The organism is Okeania sp. SIO1H4, from assembly GCF_010672695.1.
GTDB classification, from domain to species: Bacteria; Cyanobacteriota; Cyanobacteriia; order Cyanobacteriales; family Microcoleaceae; genus Okeania; species Okeania hirsuta.
Genome location: NZ_JAAHGB010000012.1, coordinates 162,409 through 182,683, shown reverse-complemented (window position 1 = coordinate 182,683; position 20,275 = coordinate 162,409). Strand labels below are relative to the sequence as shown.

Genomic DNA, 20,275 nt, shown 5'->3' with positions numbered 1-20,275 from the left:
AGAAGTCAAAAATAGGGGTTTACTTTTTACCTAATTGTCGAGCACTTTCAGGAACAGTTTTTCCCACATAATTCATTAAATTAGAAACCGTGACAAATTTATCTCCTGGTTTATTGTTTGCACCATTTAATGCTTCCAAAAAATGTTGTGTGTAGATGCTCATTTCTTCTTGATAATAAGATTTTTCTTCTCCTGTGGATGAGGTAAAAACTGCTCGCCCTGTTCCTGTTTTTAATTCATCTATTAAGTTTTCTGGGAGGGCGGTTTGACTGAAGTTTTCCGGTAATTCTAGTTCCTCTGTTTCTTTGGCAGTTGCCATTCCTTGGGCGTGACAACTATCTATAATTACTAATAGTTTTTGGGCGGATATTTGCTGGATGGCGTTATTAAATTATGTTGCTGGCAATGCTGTTTTTTGTCGTTTTACAGGACTGGTGTCGTGGGGGATTAAATAATAGTTTTGAGTTGATTTATCTAGCCAACCATGACCCGAATAATAGACTAATATTGTGGCATCTGGGTCGTTTTTTGCTTGTTGTTGGAGCCATTTTAAATTCTCTAAAATGTTTTGTTTTGTTGCTTGTTCATTGCAGAGTACCCGGAGATAATTTTCATTGTCAATGTAACCACATAAGTCTGGTTTTGTGAGGAATGATTTGATGGCTTGAACGTCTTTAACCGTGACAGGAAGTGACCAGTTGGAGTATTTGCATTTGCCGACTCCTATTAGTAGGGCGTAGTGAGAAAGTGGATTAAACATGGGTATTTTTGTGTAGTATTGAAGGCGTTGTTGGATGGTTTGAATAATTTCAATAATTTTATCTAGACTTGCTTTATAAAAGCTATCACTCTGTAGTTTTTTATTCAACTCAATAATTGTATTTTCAGTTCCGAGACAATCTAGAGCATATGCTGCATCCCAACGCACATGATTATCTGAGCTTTTTAGGAGTTGAATCAACCCAGGAATTACAGAAGGTGAGTCGATGTCCAAAAGAATATCCACTGCCCTATAGTAAATATCTGGATCGGTATCTTCATCTTCTAAAAGTTCAATGAACATAGGAATCATTACTTTATTTAAACTTGTAATAGCTGCTTCTGAAACTATTTTCTTTGAAGCATCCGCTACTGTAAACAATAAATCTGTATCATATTTGTTTAAGATTAAGATTTTAATTAAAACTTCAATTGCCAATTCTGAGCCAATTTTACTCAAATTATTTATGACACCCCATATTATATCTATGTATTCTATGTCTTCTGGATATTCCATATCTTCTAGAGGTTTAATTGACCCATGAATTGCAATTTCTGATTCAATAATTTCAGTTAAAGCATCTGCTATGCTAGAAGGGAAAATTGAACTGGAGTATTCGTATTCGTATTTTAAGAATATAATTAAGCCACGAATAGCACTTTTAGGATCAATTTCATCTTGAGAAGATATGCAACTCATCTTATAATCATAGTCGTATTCTATGTATTCTGAATGTTTAATTGACTTATAATTCACACTTTTCAAGCCAATTTTTTCTATAAGATATGCTGCAGTTTTACGCAAGTCTGTATTTGAATGTTCTAAGAGTTTAGTCAACTTAAAAATCACAGTTTCCGAGCCAATTTTACCCAGAGTATTTGCTACAGTTTCACGCACACCAGAGTCTGAGTTTTCTAATAGTTTAATTAGCTCCGGAATTGCTGTTTCCGAGCCAATTTTACCCAGAGCTTCTGCTGCACTATGACGCACACCAGAATCTGAGTTTTCTAAGAGTTTAATTAGCTCTGGAATTGCTGTTTCGGAACCAATTTCACCCAGAGCTTCTGCTGCACTATGCACACCAGAATCTGAGTTTTCTAAGAGTTTAATTAGCTCTGGAATTGCTGTTTCGGAACCAATTTCACCCAGAGCTTTTTCTGCACTATAACGCACAAGATAGTCTGAGTCTTCTAGTAGTTTAATTAATCCCGGAACAGCAGTTTTCGAGCGGATTTCACCCAGAGCTTTTTCTGCACCTCGACGCACATATTTGTCTGAGTCTTCCAATAATTTAACCAACCCCGGAACAGCAGCATCAGACTTTGTTAACCCTGCCAACTTAACCTTCACCAACACAGGCAACTCCAACCGCTCAACCTCCCCAAACACCCGCTCCTGAAACTTCTCTTGCACCCCTCCCACCAACCTCGCACCCAAAAACCAATCTACCTCCAACGCCAACCTTACCACCCGCACCGCTAACACCTCATCCTCCATCAACCCCAACATCAACCCCACTACTTCCGTCCACTTCAAATAATTCAAATAATCCCACTGCAACTCATAGTCACTCAAACCAGACAACAGCGACAACAACCTTTCCGCCACATAATACTCCTGCAACAACTGATGGCGAAATGAAATCTGACCATCATCTCCCACCTGAATCAAATGATGCTCCAATAAATCCTCCAACCAACGCATCGCACAGTCAGTCGGAGCAACCACCTCCCCTCGCAAAAACTCCGTCAATACCGCCTCAGCTTTTTGCCGAGAAATAGCAACCATAATCTCAGTTTTCGACTCCCCATTCGTCATCACCCACGCCAACTCCTGCAATAACCTATCCCACCAAATTCGGGAATCTTTATAAGTCAGTGCATCTTGTTTAATATCATCCCTATAGTCTTTAGTAAAACTACGAAACAGTAATCCTATGTTAGAAGAAACTTGATTATTGTCCTTGAGAAACTCATCACATAACATCCACAAAAACATGGGAGTTTCCCCCAACTCCCGCAACCTCCCCTGCAACTGCTGCCATAATTTTTCACCATCAAAAGGCAAATAAGCACTGACAAACTTCCGCATTTGAGATTCCGTCAGAGGCAGCATTTCCAACTTTTTCTCAATCCGCAAATTTCCGCCCAGACTCAAATCTCGCGTCGTAAACACCATGGCAGTTTGGGGATAGTCTTGCCGAAATATTCTCACCTCTTGTCGTGTCGCTTCCGATGCCATCTCGTTAAAACCATCGAATAGGAGCAAAAACTCACCTTGACGGAGCAAAGTTTCTAGAGTTGCTGTATCTATATTTATGGTGGGGTGGTGTTTGTGGATAAATTTTTGGATTCTGTCAAGTATGGAAGATTGACTGTAGCGGAGTTCGATGAGGATGGGAATTTTGGGTTTATCCCCCCCTGCTCCCCTTGGAAAGGTTTTATCCCCCTCTGCTCCCCTTGGAAAAGTTTTATCCCCCCCAACCCCCCTTTGTAAGGGGGGAGTATCTCTTCTTATTTCTCCTTCTCTTATTTCCCCTCTTGGAAAGGGGGGACTAAGGGGGGATTCTTCTTTGGGACTAAGGGGGGATATCAACTTTGTTGCCTCCTCCAACAATAATCTGGCCAAAGCAGTTGATTTTCCCGACCCCGGCCGCCCCACCAACAAAACATGATTTGGAGCATATTTGCGCAAACCGTCCAAAACCGTCAACCGTTCAATTTTCTCTTTTGGACGTTCCCTCTGTTTTTCTTCCGCAACAGTTTGTACCATCAAACCTAAATCCAACAGTGGGGAAATATTTTGAGGTTGCTGAAGAGACTTTTTTCCTCTCACATCCGTCAGAGTATAAACTTCCCACCATTTGGCATATTCCCGACAAATTGATTCTAGATAGGGTCTCCAATTAATCATAAGTCAAAAGTTAAAAGTGAGAAATTTTAAATTAAAAGTTAGAATTTAGGAGATTCAGTAGTATTTTAAGTCAAAAGTCAACAGTTGCATCAGTTTCGCTAAGGTGATCGGTAGTAACGGTACGGAAAGAAAGGCAGGAGACAGGAGGGAAGAAAAGGCGCTTACGAGAAAAAGTTTTTGCATCACTAATTATCCGGACATAATATTAATCAGGGTTTTAATAATTCTCACAGCACCTCAAATGGTCTAATCGTAATTTTTTGTACCAAAACTACCGAACTCCCAATTACTTCAATATTTAATCTCCCCTACTCCCCCACTCCCCCACTCCCCTACTTAGTATCATTGCCTATAAATTAGAAGCACGAATCGCCGCACCAATTAATCCCACTTTAGGGTTTAACACAATATGAACGGGTACTTTTTCTAACAATACTCTCATTCGCCCCTTATGGTTAAAAGCTTCCATAAAAGTACCTGACTTCATCAGTGGCAGAATTTTAGCAGCGATACCTCCTGCTATATATAGACCACTATAAGGTAAAAGTTTCAATGCTAAATTACCTGCTTCCGCTCCATAAGCTTCCACAAAAAGCTCTAAAGTTTTCTCGCACAAGCGATCGCTCTTTTCCAATGCAGCTTTCCCAATAACTGCACCAGGATCTACTGTAATTTCACTTGAGCCAATTTCTGTTTCCCACTTTCTTAGTACTTCCGCTATTTCAGGAGATTCAGCAGCAGATTTGCGATCGCGTAAAAATTGATAAATTGCCACAATTCCCATGCCTGAAACCACCCTTTCTACGGACACTCGGTCTATATTATGCTTTGCTAACAAATATTTTAATAGATCAAATTCTAACTCAGAGCGTGGTGCAAAATCTGTATGACCCCCCTCTGTGGCGTAAACCCTGACTGCTCCTCCTCCTCGAATTAAAAAACATTCTCCTAATCCCGTACCTGCACCAATTACAGCTATTGGAGTATCACCTTGAGGTTCGCCAACTTGTAAAGTCTCCAAATCATTGTCAGTTAAACCCAAAATTCCATAACCTACTGCTTCAAAATCGTTGATCAGGCTAACTTGGGATACCCCTAACTCATTTTCTAACAATTTAGCATCCAGCATCCAAGGTAGGTTAGTTAATTTAACAGTATTATTGATGACCGGACCTGCGATCGCAAAACAAGCTTTTTCTGGTTGGAATTGCTGTCCCAATTTCTCATTTGCTTCTGCCAAAAATTTTTGTACTATAGGTACTAAATCTGGAAAATCGTGACTAGAGTAACGATTCTCATAAAGGCTCTTAAATTCCACAGTCCCCTTGGATTCTTCTCGTTTAGCTTCCACCAGTTGTAGTATTGTTTTAGTACCGCCAATGTCTCCAGCTAATAGCAATGTCATAAACTATATTCTCCTGAACAACTGTTTAGTTTTTATTATCATATCTTGTTGAGTTATAGTTATATCATGTCCGGTTGAACAGTTATAAATAAACGACGGAGGAGTCAGTCCTCAGGAGTCAGGAGGGAAGAAAGGAGAAGAGAAGGAGAAAGTTTTTTGATCACTAATTATCCGGACATGATATAGCAATGTGCGCTGGCATATTTACAAATTACAGGAACTGTCCAATAGACATCTCCTCCAAAAGAGGGAGTAGGCAGCTTTGTTGTAGGCAGTAGGGAACCCACCCCTCGCCCCTCCCCCTCCCAGGAGGGGAAATAATTGATATATCTAGTGTGAGAATTGATTTGATTTTGGATTTTTACCAGATGTCTAATAGCTAAAAGTCTTATCTTATCAGCTTTTTATTCCCCCTTCCGGAGCTGTTGCCTATTACCAGTTGCCTGCGCACAGCGCTATATTAGTTGCTGATGTAATATCATATAGCAATTCCCATACTTGTGAGGTACAAAATTCCTTGGTTTTAGGGAGTAGGGAGTAGTAATTCTGGTTCTGTAGGAATCGATCAAGAAGAAAAACAACTGTACCTTATTAGCTTGGGAAACGCTATATTGGGTTAAATAATTAGGGTTTGCTTATGGAAAGTCTTTTGCTAGGGGTAGCAGTCAGTCTTCAGGAGTCAGGATAAATGCAAATCATACCAATTCCCATGTATTATTGCTATACTTGGGCAATACTTCAGTTGTCAACCGATCGGTACAAGCAAAACCACTTTTTTGCTAATTTTAGGCTTTGTTGCATGAAAGTAGCGATTCGCTCCGCGATCCGTTCCGGAATCGCAAAAAACTCCCTTAGTTGGAAGTTTACTAGATTTCTACTTTGTAGCTCTGGAGCTTACCCTAAACACCATCTTTTGTGCAACAAAGCCAATCAGCAACGCCAAAAATATCACTCCTTTGTTTTTAGACATCCCAATCATTACCAACCTTTTCCATCAGGCGGTTTAATATTACATATCCTTGTGGGTTGACAACAGTCAGGCGGATGATTGACGGGTCTTTAGGTCGGTGAGCAATAATATATTTGTGACTTCCATTTCTAAAGGTATAAGTATAGCGTTGGTTATTCCCTGTAATTGAGGCATTTTTCAAAGTTAGAGAAGCGCCAGTTTTTCGAGATTGAGCTTCATAGGTATAGTTTCCGAACTCATCTAATTTCAGCCAAACAACCCAATTTTCGCTATTATCCATGAAAGCTCCAGTTGGACGGACAAAGTCGGTAGGCATTGCAGAAGCACTATGAGAATTTAAGGTAATATCTGCGACCGCAGGAGTAGATAAACCAATAACAGATGCCAGAGCAATAGCTTTGATATTCATATTTTTCTCTTTCTTTATTTGTTTGAGTGGTGTATTTTCTTTCCTAATTAATTCTTCCAACTCAAAATTTTGTTTCCGTATTGATCACGCTATAAAAGCACCAGAATTAAATTTGGCACACAGAAACCAGCATTCAATAGACTTATTTTTTAGATATCGGTAGACAAATTAGAAATTGTCACCTTATATTATGTAGGGCTTGGTGATTAATTCTCAAAGTATTGATAAATATAAGGTATTAGCCTTTTTGGGGTTCAAAAAAGTGCCAGCTTTTCGATGCCAAGAGCTGCAAAAAGCTAGTATTTTGGGCTGACTATGGTAGAAAAATCCCAAATTGACAATTCTTACTCCTACCTCCTCGCTCATTCCTATTTCTTCTGTCTTCCCCTCCTGGGAGGGGGAGGGGCGAGGGGTGGGTTTTCTCCTGTATTCCCTTCCTGGGAGGGGGAGGGGCGAGGGGTGGGTTTTTCCTACCCCTACTAAAAGACTTTTGAGCGCAAACCCTATGTATAGTCTCCGTTCATATATACTCCTTATTTATTAATAAAAATTCAAAGGTTTTTAATTAACAGAGCGATCGCTAAATCAAATAATTACAGGATTTGACTCAGATTATTAGGACTTCTCAGTACAACGTATTTTTGTCCGAAGCGACCGACAGGGTTTGCGGAGCATTCCGGGACGCAAAGCAATCTCAAATCCTAGTTTTTTGTACCTCATGCGTAATATCATGTCCGGTTGAACAGTTATAAATAAATAACGACGGAGGAGTCAGGAGTCAGGAGTCAGGAGTCAGGAGGGAAGAAAGAAGAAGGAAGAAGAAGGAAGAAGAAGAACTGGAGTTGAAGGAGAAAGTTTTTTATCACTAATTAGCCGGACATGATATAAGTCCTGATTATATCAGAAAGTTTTTGCTATGAGCAAATAATAAATAAGTAGTTTGATTGGTAAAAATAACATCTCCTGATAATGTTCAATCTTCTTGCCGACCACAATTCTTACATTGATAATTTTGTTTACCCCTTCTTCGAGCATTTTTTCTAATAGATAGCAATCAGGAATCAGATGTGAGAATTGAGGTGTTTCTTTAAAGAATAGAATATAGCAGTTATCTTATTCTTATAGCAATGAGCGCTGGTATATTTACAAATTGTAGTAGGGGCAAAAGAGCTATAAGTCTTATATTATCGGCAATTTATTCCCCCTGTTCCCTGTTCCCTGTTGCCTGTTCCCTGCGCACAGCGCTATATGTATTCGTTTCTCCCCTCCATACCTATTCCCTATTCCCTCCATACCTAAAACAAAAGTCTCCAATATCTCACAACTAAAATCATATTGCTAGAGTTGTTGGGAATTACAGCAGTTTTCATTTGGGTAGACCACAGTAGGGACGTTCCATGGAACTTCCCTAAAAGGTTTTGCTTGTGAAGATATGGTTCATCAATTTGAAAAGCGCTGTAATATCATGTCCGGTTGAACAGTTATAAATAAACGACTGAGGACTCAGGAGTCAGGATTCACGAGGAAAAAAACAGGAAACAAGAAAGAAGAAGAGAAAGTTTTTTTATAACTAATAGACATCTCCAGAAAATAAACTTACCCTTTATTGAACAAAAGCTAGAGTTGTAAAAGTCAGTTCCCTAAATCTTTTTTGGTACATTTTTCCTAAAAATCTATTCCCTGTTGCTTTCCGGAGCTGTTGCCTGTTGCCTGCTATGTGCAAAAAGTCTATATCTTTTTCAGAGATGTCTAATTATCCGGACATGATATAAGCTAAAAAAATTGCTAAAACCCTTATTAGTAAAAGTTTATCGTGTTTTTTCAGCCTTAAAACCATGAAAGCTCTATAAAGTAAGCTTTTGAGCCTTTTCAATTCTTATTTCCCAACAACTGTTTTAATAATGACTACCTGATTTGCGGAAATGAACTGCTGTTACTCCCTCATTCAGTACCTGACCATTCTCCACTACTGCATAAACCAACCAATGGTCGCCACATTCCATCCGGTTTGCCACCTTACATTCCAAATAAGCTAAAGCACCTGTCAAAACCGGACAACCATTCTCAGCTTCCTTGGTTTCCACTCCCACAAAACGATCTTCTCCCGGTGCAAAAGACTTCTGAAAATGCTTCCTCAATTGTTTACCCTCTGCCAATATATTCAACACAAAGCGATCGCCTGTATGAGTCAAAGATTCCAGCGCTCGGTCTTTTGCCACAGCAATAGTCACCCCAGGAGGATTAAAAGTCGCCTGAGAAACCCAAGAAGCTAACATCGCACTGGTGACATCTCCACGTCTAGCAGACATCACACACAAAGACCCCACAACACGTCCCACTGCTTGAGCTGTGCGATCGCTTCCCGAAGCACTTGCCGAAGGTTTAGGAGCGCGAAGTTTCCGAGACTTAATCAAAGTCTGAGCAAAATCAATAGCTGCCTCTTTACAAGTTTGAAGCGTCAGATCGTCTGGCTTAAACTTCACCCGAATAGTTTCAAAACCAAACTTATAACCCGCATCCTTTAACTTACTTTCCAAAATATCAATGGCCTCACCACTCCAACCAAAGGAACCAAATACCCCAGTTAGTTTACTCTTAGAAGCTGTATTCAGTACAATACCCAAAGCTGTTTGAATTTGAGTTGGTGCGTGACCGCCAAGTGTGGGAGAACCAATAATAAATCCATCACATTTTTCAATTGCTTCCTTGATTTCATCAGACGTGGCAGCTTCACAGTTAATTGATTCTACAGCTACTCCTGCTTTAGTTAAACCCTTAGCGATCGCTTGAGCAATAGTAGCAGTATTACCATAAGCTGAAGCATAAAGCAAGGCAACATTCAAATCTCGCGAATTTTGTTCCTGACTCCACTTCCGATACAAATTTGTTAACTCAGTCATCCCATAACGTACCATTGGTCCATGACCGGAAGCATAGAATTTTACATTCAAGTCAGAAATTTTATCTAGGGTAGAAAGCACTTGTTTTGCCTGAGCGGCGTGAAGACAGTCGTAATAAAAACGTCGGTCTTCGCTGTAGATACTCCATCCTTCATCAGCAACTTGGTCTCCACAAACATGAGCGCCGAAAAATTTATCAGTAAACAAAATTTGAGTTTTTGGGTCGTAAGTCATCAAACCATCGGGCCATTTAGGGGTAGGAGTGGTAATAAATTGTAATTGATGACCATTGCCCAAGTCTAGAGTATCTTCACCTTTAACTATTTGAATTTTCAACTCTTGTTCTTTAAAATAGTCTTTGAGAGTTAAAGCTGCGGGGTTTGAGCAGACAAAAGTTATTTGAGGTGCGAGGGATAATAAAGCTTTGAGGGTAGCAGCACGATTAGCATTAAAGTGTCCTAGAATTATATAGTCAAGGCGATGCCAATTTAAGCGTAGTTGCAATGAGTCTAAGTAGTTTTTAGTAAATGATTCGCCGGGAGGGTCGATAACGGCAGTTTTTTCGGCTTGAATGAGATAGGAGTTAGCAGTAGTGCCTTTTTGTAGAGAATATTCGACTTCAAACTTTAGTCTATCCCAAGTACGAGACCGAAGAACTTTTGTTTCTTCAGCAATAATGACAATTTGAACGTCTTTTTTTTTGGTGGTTTGTAGCATAGTTTAGTTATATTGTCTATACAAAAATAATGTATAATGCTAAATTTTATCATGTTCGGGCGATCGCTTTCTTTAAGTCAGGAGTCAGGAGTCAGGAGTCAGGAGTCAGGAGGGAAGAAGAAGTTTTTTACAGCGGTTTTCAGGTCAATGAACCAAAGTAGGAGCGTTAACGATAGTTATGCGAAGCAAATGCCATTTGCCCTTATAGAACCCATTTGATAGCTATAATAATTATGGTGTAATATCATGTCCGGATAATTAGTGATAAAAAAAACTTTCTCCTTCTTTCTCCTTCTTCTTCTTCTTTCTACCCTCCTGTCTCCAGTATAGCTGTCTCCTGACTCCTTCGTCGTTTATTTATAACTGTTCAACCGGACATGATATAAGAGTCTTTTTGCGGATCAATTTTGAGGAAAAATCATCTGAAGGAGTGTTTTTTGTATTATTTCTCCCCACATCTTCCCTCTTCCCCTCCTGGGAGGGGGAGGGGCGAGGGGTGGGTTACCTCCTGTCTCCTGTCTCCTGTCTCCTGTCTCCTAGCTCAAAAAACGCGCATATTTATGAAGATACCCTTAGGGATTCTATAGGTTTTTGGTGATGACGATGTGGTTTATCAATCTGAAAAGGGTTTTCAGGTATTAAGAAGGAGCAAGGTTTTTGATCACTAATTATCGGGACATAATATTACCATACAAAGGTTTTCAGGTCAATAACCACATTAAAAAAAGGTGGTGGTGCATTGTAATGGCAGTGGGAGCATCTTGCTCCCGTACCAAGTATCCCTTGTTCCTTGTATACCATTACTATGCAGGAGTACCTAAAAAAAACAATAAACCTGTAGGGACGTTCCATGGAACGTCCCTACTGTGGTCTACCCAAATGAAAACTGCTGTTATTCCCCCCACGCATTGGGGGGTTAGGGGGGCTTGCATCATACCCAGAATCAGCAACGCCGAAAATTAATATTTCGCCGTATAACGAATAGTTATCTCAATATCTTTAATGTTCTCCAGGGTAGACTTATGCTTATATGTGATTTGTTTCTCCTGGATCGCCTTCACCGCTGCGGGAACAGATAACAACCAAGTTGATTCTACACCAGAACCTTCAAATGGTAATAATCGTCCTTTTTGCTTGGGTTTCATTGTTGCTGTATCTGTCTCCACACCTAACAGCTTAATTTTCCCATAAGCACAAACCCTTTGCAAAGTTCGTTCTTTAGCAGAATATCGGTTAGAAATTTGAGTTAATTCTGCTGCAATAGGATCGCCATCTCCTAACCCCAATAATTTCACCTTAACACTCTGGATACGTCGTCCGAACTCCTCTGGAAAATCTTCATCAAACCAAGACTCCTGAATATGAATTACAGCTTTTCCATGAGTCTTGAGACTTGCCAGTATATTGTCATCTTTTTCTTCTAGGGAGAAAGTCCGTCCTATATTTTCTTGGTCGGTATGGAGAGTCTTTTGCAAATAACTGTACTCCATTTGTTGGAGATTGAGCAACAACTTCTGACCTGATAATAAACCATGATAAACGTCATCCCATTGAGGTCGAATAAATATGGTTTTTTCTCCTGTTTCCTCTTGATACACCCTTTCTGCTAATAAACAGAAACTAACTGTCTGGTCAAACAGAGTGCGATAAAGTTGCTTCAAATTATCAACGTACCACTTGAAAAACATTTCGTTAGTGAAACGTTTTTGATTAAATGCTGCCAATGTTTCACTGTCCTTTTTGTCCCCTTTAATATCTTCAAGGACTTGTCTTTCTATCTCTAATTCTATGTTTGATACCTCAATTTCCTGATCAATTATCTCTATTGCCATCGTAGTTTGATGCTCATTAAATTCAAGTTCTCTGAAATTTTTCCCTATTTCCGCTGTTCCTTGAAGCCATTCAATCATTACTTCTGCAATCTCAATATTAGTTTCCAGTGTATCATCAACTGCTTCTGCTGGTCCTGAAACATCATAACCACCCATTGAAAACCCAAATATACGAGGTACTAACTTTAAAGCTCCTTTCAATACTTTCGTTGGTATTGAGAAGTACTTCTCTGCCATTAGCAGTCCGTAAGCGACTTGCAGGGCACCGTCAACAGTAGTTGTCCATATTTTTTCAACTTCATAAAAATTACGTTCATGTTCAGTTTGTTTTTTCGTCTTTCGTTGAATCTCAATATTTTTTTCTAGAGCTTCAATTGTTTTCTCCTGCATGAATATTGCTGAATCAAAGGAAATTAAACTGCTTTCCAAGTTTTGATACTGGATGTTTTCATAATTCTCCCAATACTGCAACAAATTAGTTGACCAACTAATTAAATCTTGCACATAACCACGAGCGCGACCGAGTATGTCATCAAAATCATAATTCAGAGTTCTTGTTGCTTGTTGTTGAGGTTGTGTTAGTGAAACTCCAGCAAGAGCAGCTTGTTGCAATACCCTGGGATCGATAGGAGGAGCAATTAGAGGTATATTCAACGGTGTTCCATCTATTGCCAACCAATGACGTAGATTATACAACCGTTGCTCTATTGTCTGATAGACTTTCATTATCTCTTCGTCATAAGGTTCTATAAAATCGCCCCCTAACTCCACATCTGCTACATCTCCTAAAGTCGGATCGTTCCAGTCTTCCCCTAGTTGAACGTTTGCTAAAGACTGTTCCCCTTCTATGAATATATTTTTCGCTTCCACATAATACATTTTGGCTTGACGCAGGGTTTCTGTGGTAATCTGACGATAATAGTAATCTCCCTGTTCTATCAGGTTTTGTATGTATTGACGAATGGTAGACAGACGATAATAGAGGGGATTTTCACGAGCGATCGCGTCTGGGTCATTGATCCCCAAGGCACTCTGACTATTTGCGTCTGGTAGCGTTTTTAAAGGTTTATTTCTCCAAGGATTATCTTTGAGGGTAGGGTCGTAGACGTGCTTTAACCACTTCTTAGCTAAATCAAAATTCTGGGATTGAGTGTATTTGTAAGCTACCATTAAAGGAATGTAGTGGAATATTTCCCAAGCATATATGCCATAAGGTCCCCAGAAATTTACATATATATCAGGTTTGGGTTCGGTGACATTATGATAAGTTTCTGTCTTGTCTAGTTTTTGAAGGTAGGGAGGAACCCCAGATTCGTTTCCTGTTTGGTTATCTAAACTAAAGAGTTGATGAATGTCATAATATGGGTTAGCTAGTTCGACTATTTTTTGAATGATTGTAGAGTAGAGATTTGTTGTATAAAAGGAGCCATTATAAGAAAACAGTAAAAAGCGTTGGTCAGCTAAATGAGGTTTATCTTGTGTGTGCTGTCTGACGAAGACTGATTGTTGGCTTGTACCATCGTCATAATGGACACGAAAAGTAAATAGTGTATCCTTTCTACCTTGATTAGAATCTCTATTCTGGTCAGGAGCAGACCGATCTTTCCAGTCGGTGCAAAGTTTAAACGTAATATCAAATTCTGTTTGGTTTTCATTTGGTGGGTTAAACCGAACAAAATCTTTTTTATTGCCGATCCCCAAAAGATTATTTCCTTCTGAGTTTTCTTGTCCAGTTAGCTCAATATTTTTCTGCTCAAATTCGTTGCCACTTGCAGCCAACTCTACCCAGATACTTTCCTGGGAGTTATTACTGTTGTCATCTCTGTCAACACTCTTCCTGCCTTTACCATAGCGGTTTCTTATCAGATTGTAATCAGATTCTCGGCAATCAAGTTCCCAGTTTAACTGGATTCCACCCTCAGATAAAACTTGAGGTGCCAACTTCATATCAATTATAGAGTTTGTAGCACTTTCTGGCTGTATTCTTACTTGTGGGGGATGCGACCTATCAATTTCATAATAACCCTCTGGGATTTCATTGTCTTTAGAAGGCACTTTACTGATGATGTTCACCACTGTTTCTTCTTTTGAAGTAACAGAGGAAAAGGACAGATTCTTATCAACACCACCAGTAGAGAAATACATTAATATCTGTTGTTTTGATTGGTCAAAATAAGGTTGATAGATTTTAACTTGTAGATTTTCTACAATGTTCTCTCCTAAATAATTAATCTTAATTCCTTGGGAAGCGATTTTTGATATTTCTGATGGCGATAATTCTCGGTTGTAAATCTGAAGGTTAGCTACTTTACCTTTGTAGAGGTAATCTTCATAAGGAGATCTTCCTAATACTACTCTCTCCACTGAATTGATTGGTTTATTGTTGTTTACACCACTATGCCAAAGAGTTCCATTGACATAGATTTTCATACTACCAGTGGCAACATTTTTAGTAAATGCCCAGTAAGTCCATTTGTTATGGTAATGATCGGAAGAATCAACTTTATTTATTCTATCCAAATTATCAGGATAACCACAATCAAAGAATATATATTTTTTATTATTAGATTGAGTGTGATAAGGTAAATGAATGTTGAGAATTCTTTTCTTCTGATCATTGACTGCATATAGGATAGAAGTTTGGTATGCGGAACTATCACCGTAAGCCCAAAAACTAACTGTAATTTCATTAGTATCTGGTATAGCTTCTTTAGGTATTTCTATATACTGATCTTCTTCACCATTAAACCTTATACAACTGCCAAACATGGTATCAGTAACAACATTTACTCCACCATGAACCTTACAATTACGGTTATTTTTTGATAAATCAATTACTTTACCATCAACGATTTTATCAAGTGGAAGATAAAGTTGCAAACTTGAATTGTCTGCAATATTCTGTTGAAAACAAACACTATTCCTCGGTTGCCCAAAACTGCCATCAGTATTTTGACGACAATATTTAGGTTGCAAGTAATACTCTGTTGTCTCACCATCTTCTGAACGAGTTTCAAATAACTCAAACCAATACATATACAATCGATTCCAACCATAACAGGGAGCTACACCATAAATATGTTGCTGACTAAATACTAGCTCCGCTTTTATCCAATCACCCCACTCAAAAGCATACTTACTTCCTGCTTCCAACTTCGCTTTATCAACCCTCAACAACCGATAGTAATAACTATTTGTTTCCCAAGTTGCCTTTGCTGTAAAACAAAATTCAATAGAGTCTCTTAAATCTTCATAAGTAAAACCTTCTACCCGCAACTCTGATAACTGCTGTAGTTGCTGCAGATATTGCATAATTGCTTGCTGCACCATCTCTTCATTCAGAGACCCTTGACCTAAACTATCCTCAAAGGTTTTGAAAATCTCTGTTTTATGCAAACGTAACGTCGGTTCTATATAATTAGAAGGATATAATCCCAACTTCTTGTTTGCTTCCCATAACCGATATTGTTGTGATATATCCCAATCTTTTTTGAGATTCTCTAACTGACCCTTTTCCCAATTTGCATCCTCGACTCCCTGGATCATCCGGTTAATATACAACTGCACTGCACCTGTACATTCTAATAAACGAGTTGTGGGTACTTCATAGGAAACATTGACATCCAGGAGCAAATATTGATAAATATCTTCCCAACTCTTGATTTTCTCTTTCAGCGCTGGTGACTCACTCTCACCAACGACTTCATTCATAAAGTTGGCAACTAAAGCATCCCTGAGTTCTAAATTGATAGCATCTTTAGCTGTTTTTTTCCGTACTTCGTCATTTTGACGATTTAATCCTAATTTGACTACTGGAACTACTTGCTGCCAAAAATCAGGAATAATATCATAATGGTGGAACCATTGGAGTTGTTCTCCCTGAATATGCAAATCTTGACAAAGTTCTATCTGACGACGTAGATACTCTATTTGTTGTACAGTTTTCACCAAACTGTAAGTAATTTTATTGGTTAAGTTAGGAATATCTTCTACAGACCAATCTAAAAACGCAGCTAATAGCTTATTTTGTTCTTCTTCCTCAAGTTCACCCTCATTGACTGCTGCTAAGTATACGAACCAATGTTGAGAACTGACTTTAGCATTCAATAGGGTTTTGAACTTATACAGATAATACACTTGCTCCAGAGATAGTTTATGACTCATCTCTTCCACTAACCATTCCACTAACCATTCTGGTTTTTCAGCAGCAATAGATACTGTATATGTGTCTAACTCCAACTGAGATATGACTATTCCATGACGATTAATGTTGTACAGTAATTTCAAAGTGTCTTGACTCAGTTTTTCTGGTACTTCTTTGTCTTGCAATCCTAAAAGTTGCTTGAGTGTTTCATAATAATCTATTCCCATCCATCGCAGTAGATCAGGAATAATTTCCGAGCTAAGTCCGCTGAGTTTTTCAGTAATAATTTTGGCAAGAGATTCTTGTTGTCGTCTTTGGAAATTGGCAATTTCTACAATTAGTTCTTGTTTTTGCCCTTCTGCTGATTCCGTTAGCGTTAGTTGATACCCTTTTTCTGCTGCTGCTTCTATTTTATCCTTGATAATTTTTGTTACTCCCTCTGCAATGTTTGCTTTTTCAACATTCAGAACTAATCCATACTTATCAATAATTTTTGGCTCGTTCTCTTGCAACAGTTGATACCAAATGTCAGCCGGAATACCCATGATACCGATTCCTTCGTGATCTTCTTCTGGTGCTTTTTCTACTATAATTTGCCAACTTTCATAATTAGTGAAACTCTGTTCTACAACTCGATGCTCCTCAATATCCTGTTCAAGTAAATCCAAAAATTCTTCTACTTCTACAGTTGCTTGCAAAGTTCCTGCATCATCCGGTGGTGTTAAAATTGTCAGAATATTATCTATTGTCAGGTTATTGTCTTCTGCGTTTATCCACTCAGATAACCACACCAGTTTATCTAATGCTGATAATACATCACTGACTTTTTGTCCAGGATGAGCAAATACCTCAATTAGTCCTAATTTTTCTACTAATTCAATTCCTTTAGCAATACCCCACCCAAATAATGTAAACACCTTGACTAAACGGTACATTCGTGCTAATGCTGCTTTGTCAAATTTTGCATTTTCATCATTATTGGTTATTACTTTGACAATAGCATTGTATTCTGCAAAGGTGATACGCAAACCGATAATCAAATATTCTTTGAGGGAAGATTCTAAATCAGCAAATTTTGTACTGCCATCCTTGAGAACTTTTACTAATTTTGGTGCTGCATTGCCAAATATTTGTCGCAGGAGAGAAGTTTCTTGTTCTCCCATGCGACGATAACTATTAATTTCTGTGAGTATACCGACAAACTCATCTACACTAAATTGATATTTGTGGTTCCAGTCTAGATAATGGGCAATAACATTGAGTCTGTCATCATCGATCAGTCCATCTTGATCTTCTATTGTATTGAGTAACCAGTCTAATTGATAGTATGGTATATTCGTCCTTTTCTGGAGGCGAATGATGCGGTTGAAGCGATAGAAGAAGTCGTGATTAAGATATGTTCCGTCATCATGGCCCATCACTAACTTTGCATCGACTGTCTTGAGAGTTAAGTTATGACCGTTACTGATATAGGTACCATAGACTTTATTTGTTTCATAGCTGTTATCTGCGTCATCCTTGACTCTGTAGTTAGGGTAAAATTGATTGAACTCTTCTATTGACAGTTTGGTTGCTTCTCGGAACCTTTCTACTTGAGACAGAAAAAGATACTTTTTATTAATTTCTGTTGGTGATAATTCTTTGCTGTAAATCTGAAGATGAGCTACTAGACCCTCGTACCAATTATTAGATAAAGTACCATTGTTTGAAATAAAATTTCCCAACACTACTTTATTTGCTAGATTGATTGGTTGATTTTTGTCTCCTTCACTATGCCAAAGAGTTCCATTGACATAAATTTTCATTTCACCAGTGGTAACATTCTTAGTAAATACCCAGTAAGTCCATTTTCCTTTGATACAGATTTAATCGATCTACCAGGTTAGGTATTAAGGTAAAATTTGTATCATTGAGAGCAAAGTCATTTTCTTTGATGCGACGAGCTATTTCATTAAGACTCATCCCGTCTTGCATTGCTGCTAGAATATAACGAACCTCGCTGTGACTCTTATCGAAAGGTAATTCTAAGGGGTGAAACGTATACTTGAGATTTTCGTATAATTCTTCTTCTGTTTTCCCACTTTTATCCAAATATTGAGCAATTAACAACTCATTCGCTAACTCCAGAGTCGTCACTTCCTGATGTAAATTATCTTCATTTAATACCAAGTCCTCTAGATCGGGACGACGAGCAATTAAATCAAAATCCGGATTAACATTCTCGATCGCTTTAGCCTTATCATAAATATACTTAAGATATGCCGCAGGTGATTGAGTAGACTGAATTGAACTAGGTTTAACGTAGCGAGTAGGAGCATCTTGACTTAAAGCTTCTAGTGCTGTCCTCTCGAGTTCCTCTGGCAGTAGTTTTTGCAGCGAACTAACAGACATATCCATAGAGTTATTTCGTTCATCAAAAGGTAAACGAAAATCCCGCAGAGTATTAGCAACAGGTTCATTAACAAACAGAGTATCCCTAGCCTGATTTTTGAGAACAGCAGAAATATGTTTGGCATGACGGAAATTCTGAGAACCATTAGACATCAAATTTTTTTGGTCTGTCTTCTCCAGATAATTGTAATAGTCAGTAATTGTTTCTAGTTGGTCTACTTGATCTAGGGAGTTAAAGCCAAAAGAAGTCATCAGTTGTTGAACAGCTTCTTGGTTAAGTATTGAGTAATTCATATTTAGTCTTTTGTCCGTAATTAAATAGGTGGGTTGGAACTTTATAGCTTGTCTGTTATTAACAACATATAGTTTCTGGTGACTTTTTGAGATTAAGTTGTTTAAAACTTTGTTTCAGTATTTGTAGTTATTAGTAGTTATTCAACAAACCGAGACGTTTTAACCCTCAACCGAGAGGTTTCAAGCATCAGCAGATGGATGGGAAAGCAGGGCTAAAATTTGCGGTTTTCCTGTAGTTATCATTTTCTTTGTGGGTTTAATACCCCACCGTCAACGGGGGTGTTCACGCATTATATCATGTCCGTTTATATCGTTTGTGTAAACCCAAGGGTGAATATCTACAGGAAATGATGGTTTTTTCTTGCGAGGGTAGCCTTCTTCCCTCTTCCCTCTTTCTTCTTCCTTCTTCCTTCTTCCTTACCTTTGCTATACAAGACCGATGCTACCGGACATGATATTATATGGTTCAGAGTTAATCATCATTGATAGATGGTTTCCTAGTTCTAAAACCTGCAGCAGGTGTGGAACTGTTAAAGAGTCTCTATTGTTATCAGAGCGTGTTTTTGAATGTGAAAACTGTGGTTTCAGTTGTGATCGAGACTTGAATGCAGCGTTAAATTTAGCTATGGCGGTCAGTTTGCTCCGCAACGCTAACGCGAACGACCGTGAATGCCTGTGGACTGGATAACGCCGACGTTGCCAGATAGAAACAGGAATAGAACAGTTGAAGAAGGAGACAGGAGACAGGAGACAGGAGACAGGAGGAAAATTACATGGGGATTCGCTCCCCCAAGTAATTTTGAACACCGTGTAGACGGTGGGGTATTAAACCCACAAAGAAAATGATAATCATAGATTTATATGGATTATCATAGGTTTCTAAGAACGGATAAGCATTCCAACATAATAAATGGTTATGTAGTCTGGGAAACAGTACAGTTAGCAGACCTAGGGAAAACAAAAAAACTCTTCCCTGAATATAAATCTATACACTCTCAGGTATTGCAAGATATTATCCAGCGTGTGCAGACAACAATGGATAATTTTACCAAACCTGACAAGAATGGTAAAACCAGTGGTAGACGTAAGTGTGATATTCCTGGAAGACCTACAGATAGTAAATTTAGTCCGGCGCTGTCAAGCTAAACTAGGAAAAAATCGTCAGTTTTTACCTAATGGTCAATCAGCTAAATCAGGATTAAATAAGTCTTTGCAAGATGCAGCAACTTATCAATTTCTTGAAGTATTAGAGTATGTTGCCTGGAAGCTAGGTAAGAAAATTATCAAAGTAGACCCAAAAGGTACATCTCAGCATTGTTGGGAATGTTTGAATCAAGTGCCCAAAAGCTTGTCTGAGCGTTTCGCTCCGCGACATGAAAGGCATTCATGTCCTAAGTGTGGACAGGAGTTAGACAGAGATTATAACTCAGCACTCCTGATCCAAAAAATTGGATTGCTATCAACACAGGGGGAGGACATCACCTCTGTTAAAACTGCGGTCAAAGCTTCTTTGGCTGAAGAATCCCTTGCTCTCCCGTAG

At 38.7% G+C, this 20,275-nt stretch carries 9 protein-coding genes and 1 pseudogene; 4 read left to right on the top strand and 6 right to left on the bottom strand.

The window, feature by feature from the left end; genetic code table 11:
- Nucleotides 1-19 precede the first annotated feature (19 nt).
- The 4 genes and pseudogenes from F6K06_RS11710 to F6K06_RS11695 form a co-directional block, all read right to left on the bottom strand.
- Nucleotides 20-2,548 (bottom strand): annotated as a pseudogene (locus tag F6K06_RS11710) (HEAT repeat domain-containing protein).
- A 1,474-nt stretch (nt 2,549-4,022) separates the two neighbouring features.
- The gene (locus F6K06_RS11705) at nt 4,023-5,078 is read right to left on the bottom strand and encodes a glucokinase (RefSeq protein ID WP_287241092.1); all 1,056 of its coding nucleotides are present in this window, start codon (nt 5,076-5,078) and stop codon (nt 4,023-4,025) included.
- 962 nt (nt 5,079-6,040) lie between these two features.
- Nucleotides 6,041-6,457, bottom strand: coding sequence for a hypothetical protein (locus F6K06_RS11700; protein WP_124144148.1), 417 nt, complete (start codon nt 6,455-6,457; stop codon nt 6,041-6,043).
- A 1,895-nt stretch (nt 6,458-8,352) separates the two neighbouring features.
- Nucleotides 8,353-10,074, bottom strand: coding sequence for a diflavin flavoprotein (locus F6K06_RS11695; protein ID WP_287241090.1), 1,722 nt, complete (start codon nt 10,072-10,074; stop codon nt 8,353-8,355).
- A 29-nt stretch (nt 10,075-10,103) separates the two neighbouring features.
- Between F6K06_RS11695 and F6K06_RS11690 the strand changes: the two genes are divergently transcribed.
- Nucleotides 10,104-10,235 (top strand): hypothetical protein, encoded by a 132-nt coding sequence (locus F6K06_RS11690; protein ID WP_287241088.1) that lies wholly within the window; start codon nt 10,104-10,106, stop codon nt 10,233-10,235.
- A 798-nt stretch (nt 10,236-11,033) separates the two neighbouring features.
- Here the strand turns inward: F6K06_RS11690 and F6K06_RS11685 are convergent.
- Together F6K06_RS11685 and F6K06_RS11680 are read right to left on the bottom strand one after the other, a co-directional pair.
- The gene (locus tag F6K06_RS11685) at nt 11,034-17,855 is read right to left on the bottom strand and encodes a neuraminidase-like domain-containing protein (protein ID WP_287241086.1); all 6,822 of its coding nucleotides are present in this window, start codon (nt 17,853-17,855) and stop codon (nt 11,034-11,036) included.
- A 19-nt stretch (nt 17,856-17,874) separates the two neighbouring features.
- A complete protein-coding gene (locus F6K06_RS11680; RefSeq protein ID WP_124154591.1) occupies nt 17,875-18,735 on the bottom strand; it encodes a Tc toxin subunit A in 861 nt (286 codons plus the stop codon).
- Between the two features lie 451 nt (nt 18,736-19,186).
- Between F6K06_RS11680 and F6K06_RS11675 the strand changes: the two genes are divergently transcribed.
- The 3 genes from F6K06_RS11675 (at nt 19,187) to F6K06_RS11665 (ending at nt 20,275) form a co-directional block, all read left to right on the top strand.
- Nucleotides 19,187-19,423: a zinc ribbon domain-containing protein gene (locus F6K06_RS11675; protein WP_287241084.1), complete on the top strand. Its 237-nt coding sequence runs from the start codon at nt 19,187-19,189 to the stop codon at nt 19,421-19,423.
- Entirely contained in the window at nt 19,411-19,581 is a 171-nt protein-coding gene (locus F6K06_RS11670) for a hypothetical protein (protein ID WP_287323242.1), read from the top strand. The genes F6K06_RS11675 and F6K06_RS11670 overlap by 13 nt, the downstream gene beginning before the upstream one ends.
- A 217-nt stretch (nt 19,582-19,798) precedes the next feature.
- Nucleotides 19,799-20,275, top strand: a complete 477-nt coding sequence (locus F6K06_RS11665; RefSeq protein ID WP_124155225.1) for a zinc ribbon domain-containing protein — start codon at nt 19,799-19,801, stop codon at nt 20,273-20,275.

Excerpts from the sequence above, each read along its gene's own strand:
- F6K06_RS11665 (WP_124155225.1), top strand. The coding sequence starts at position 19,799 with ATGGTAAAACCAGTGGTAGACGTAAGTGTGATATTCCTGGAAGACCTA.
- F6K06_RS11705 (WP_287241092.1), bottom strand. The coding sequence starts at position 5,078 with ATGACATTGCTATTAGCTGGAGACATTGGCGGTACTAAAACAATACTA.
- F6K06_RS11685 (WP_287241086.1), bottom strand. The coding sequence starts at position 17,855 with ATGAAAATTTATGTCAATGGAACTCTTTGGCATAGTGAAGGAGACAAA.
- F6K06_RS11680 (WP_124154591.1), bottom strand. The coding sequence starts at position 18,735 with ATGAATTACTCAATACTTAACCAAGAAGCTGTTCAACAACTGATGACT.
- F6K06_RS11700 (WP_124144148.1), bottom strand. The coding sequence starts at position 6,457 with ATGAATATCAAAGCTATTGCTCTGGCATCTGTTATTGGTTTATCTACT.
- F6K06_RS11695 (WP_287241090.1), bottom strand. The coding sequence starts at position 10,074 with ATGCTACAAACCACCAAAAAAAAAGACGTTCAAATTGTCATTATTGCT.
- F6K06_RS11675 (WP_287241084.1), top strand. The coding sequence starts at position 19,187 with ATGATATTATATGGTTCAGAGTTAATCATCATTGATAGATGGTTTCCT.
- F6K06_RS11690 (WP_287241088.1), top strand. The coding sequence starts at position 10,104 with ATGTATAATGCTAAATTTTATCATGTTCGGGCGATCGCTTTCTTTAAG.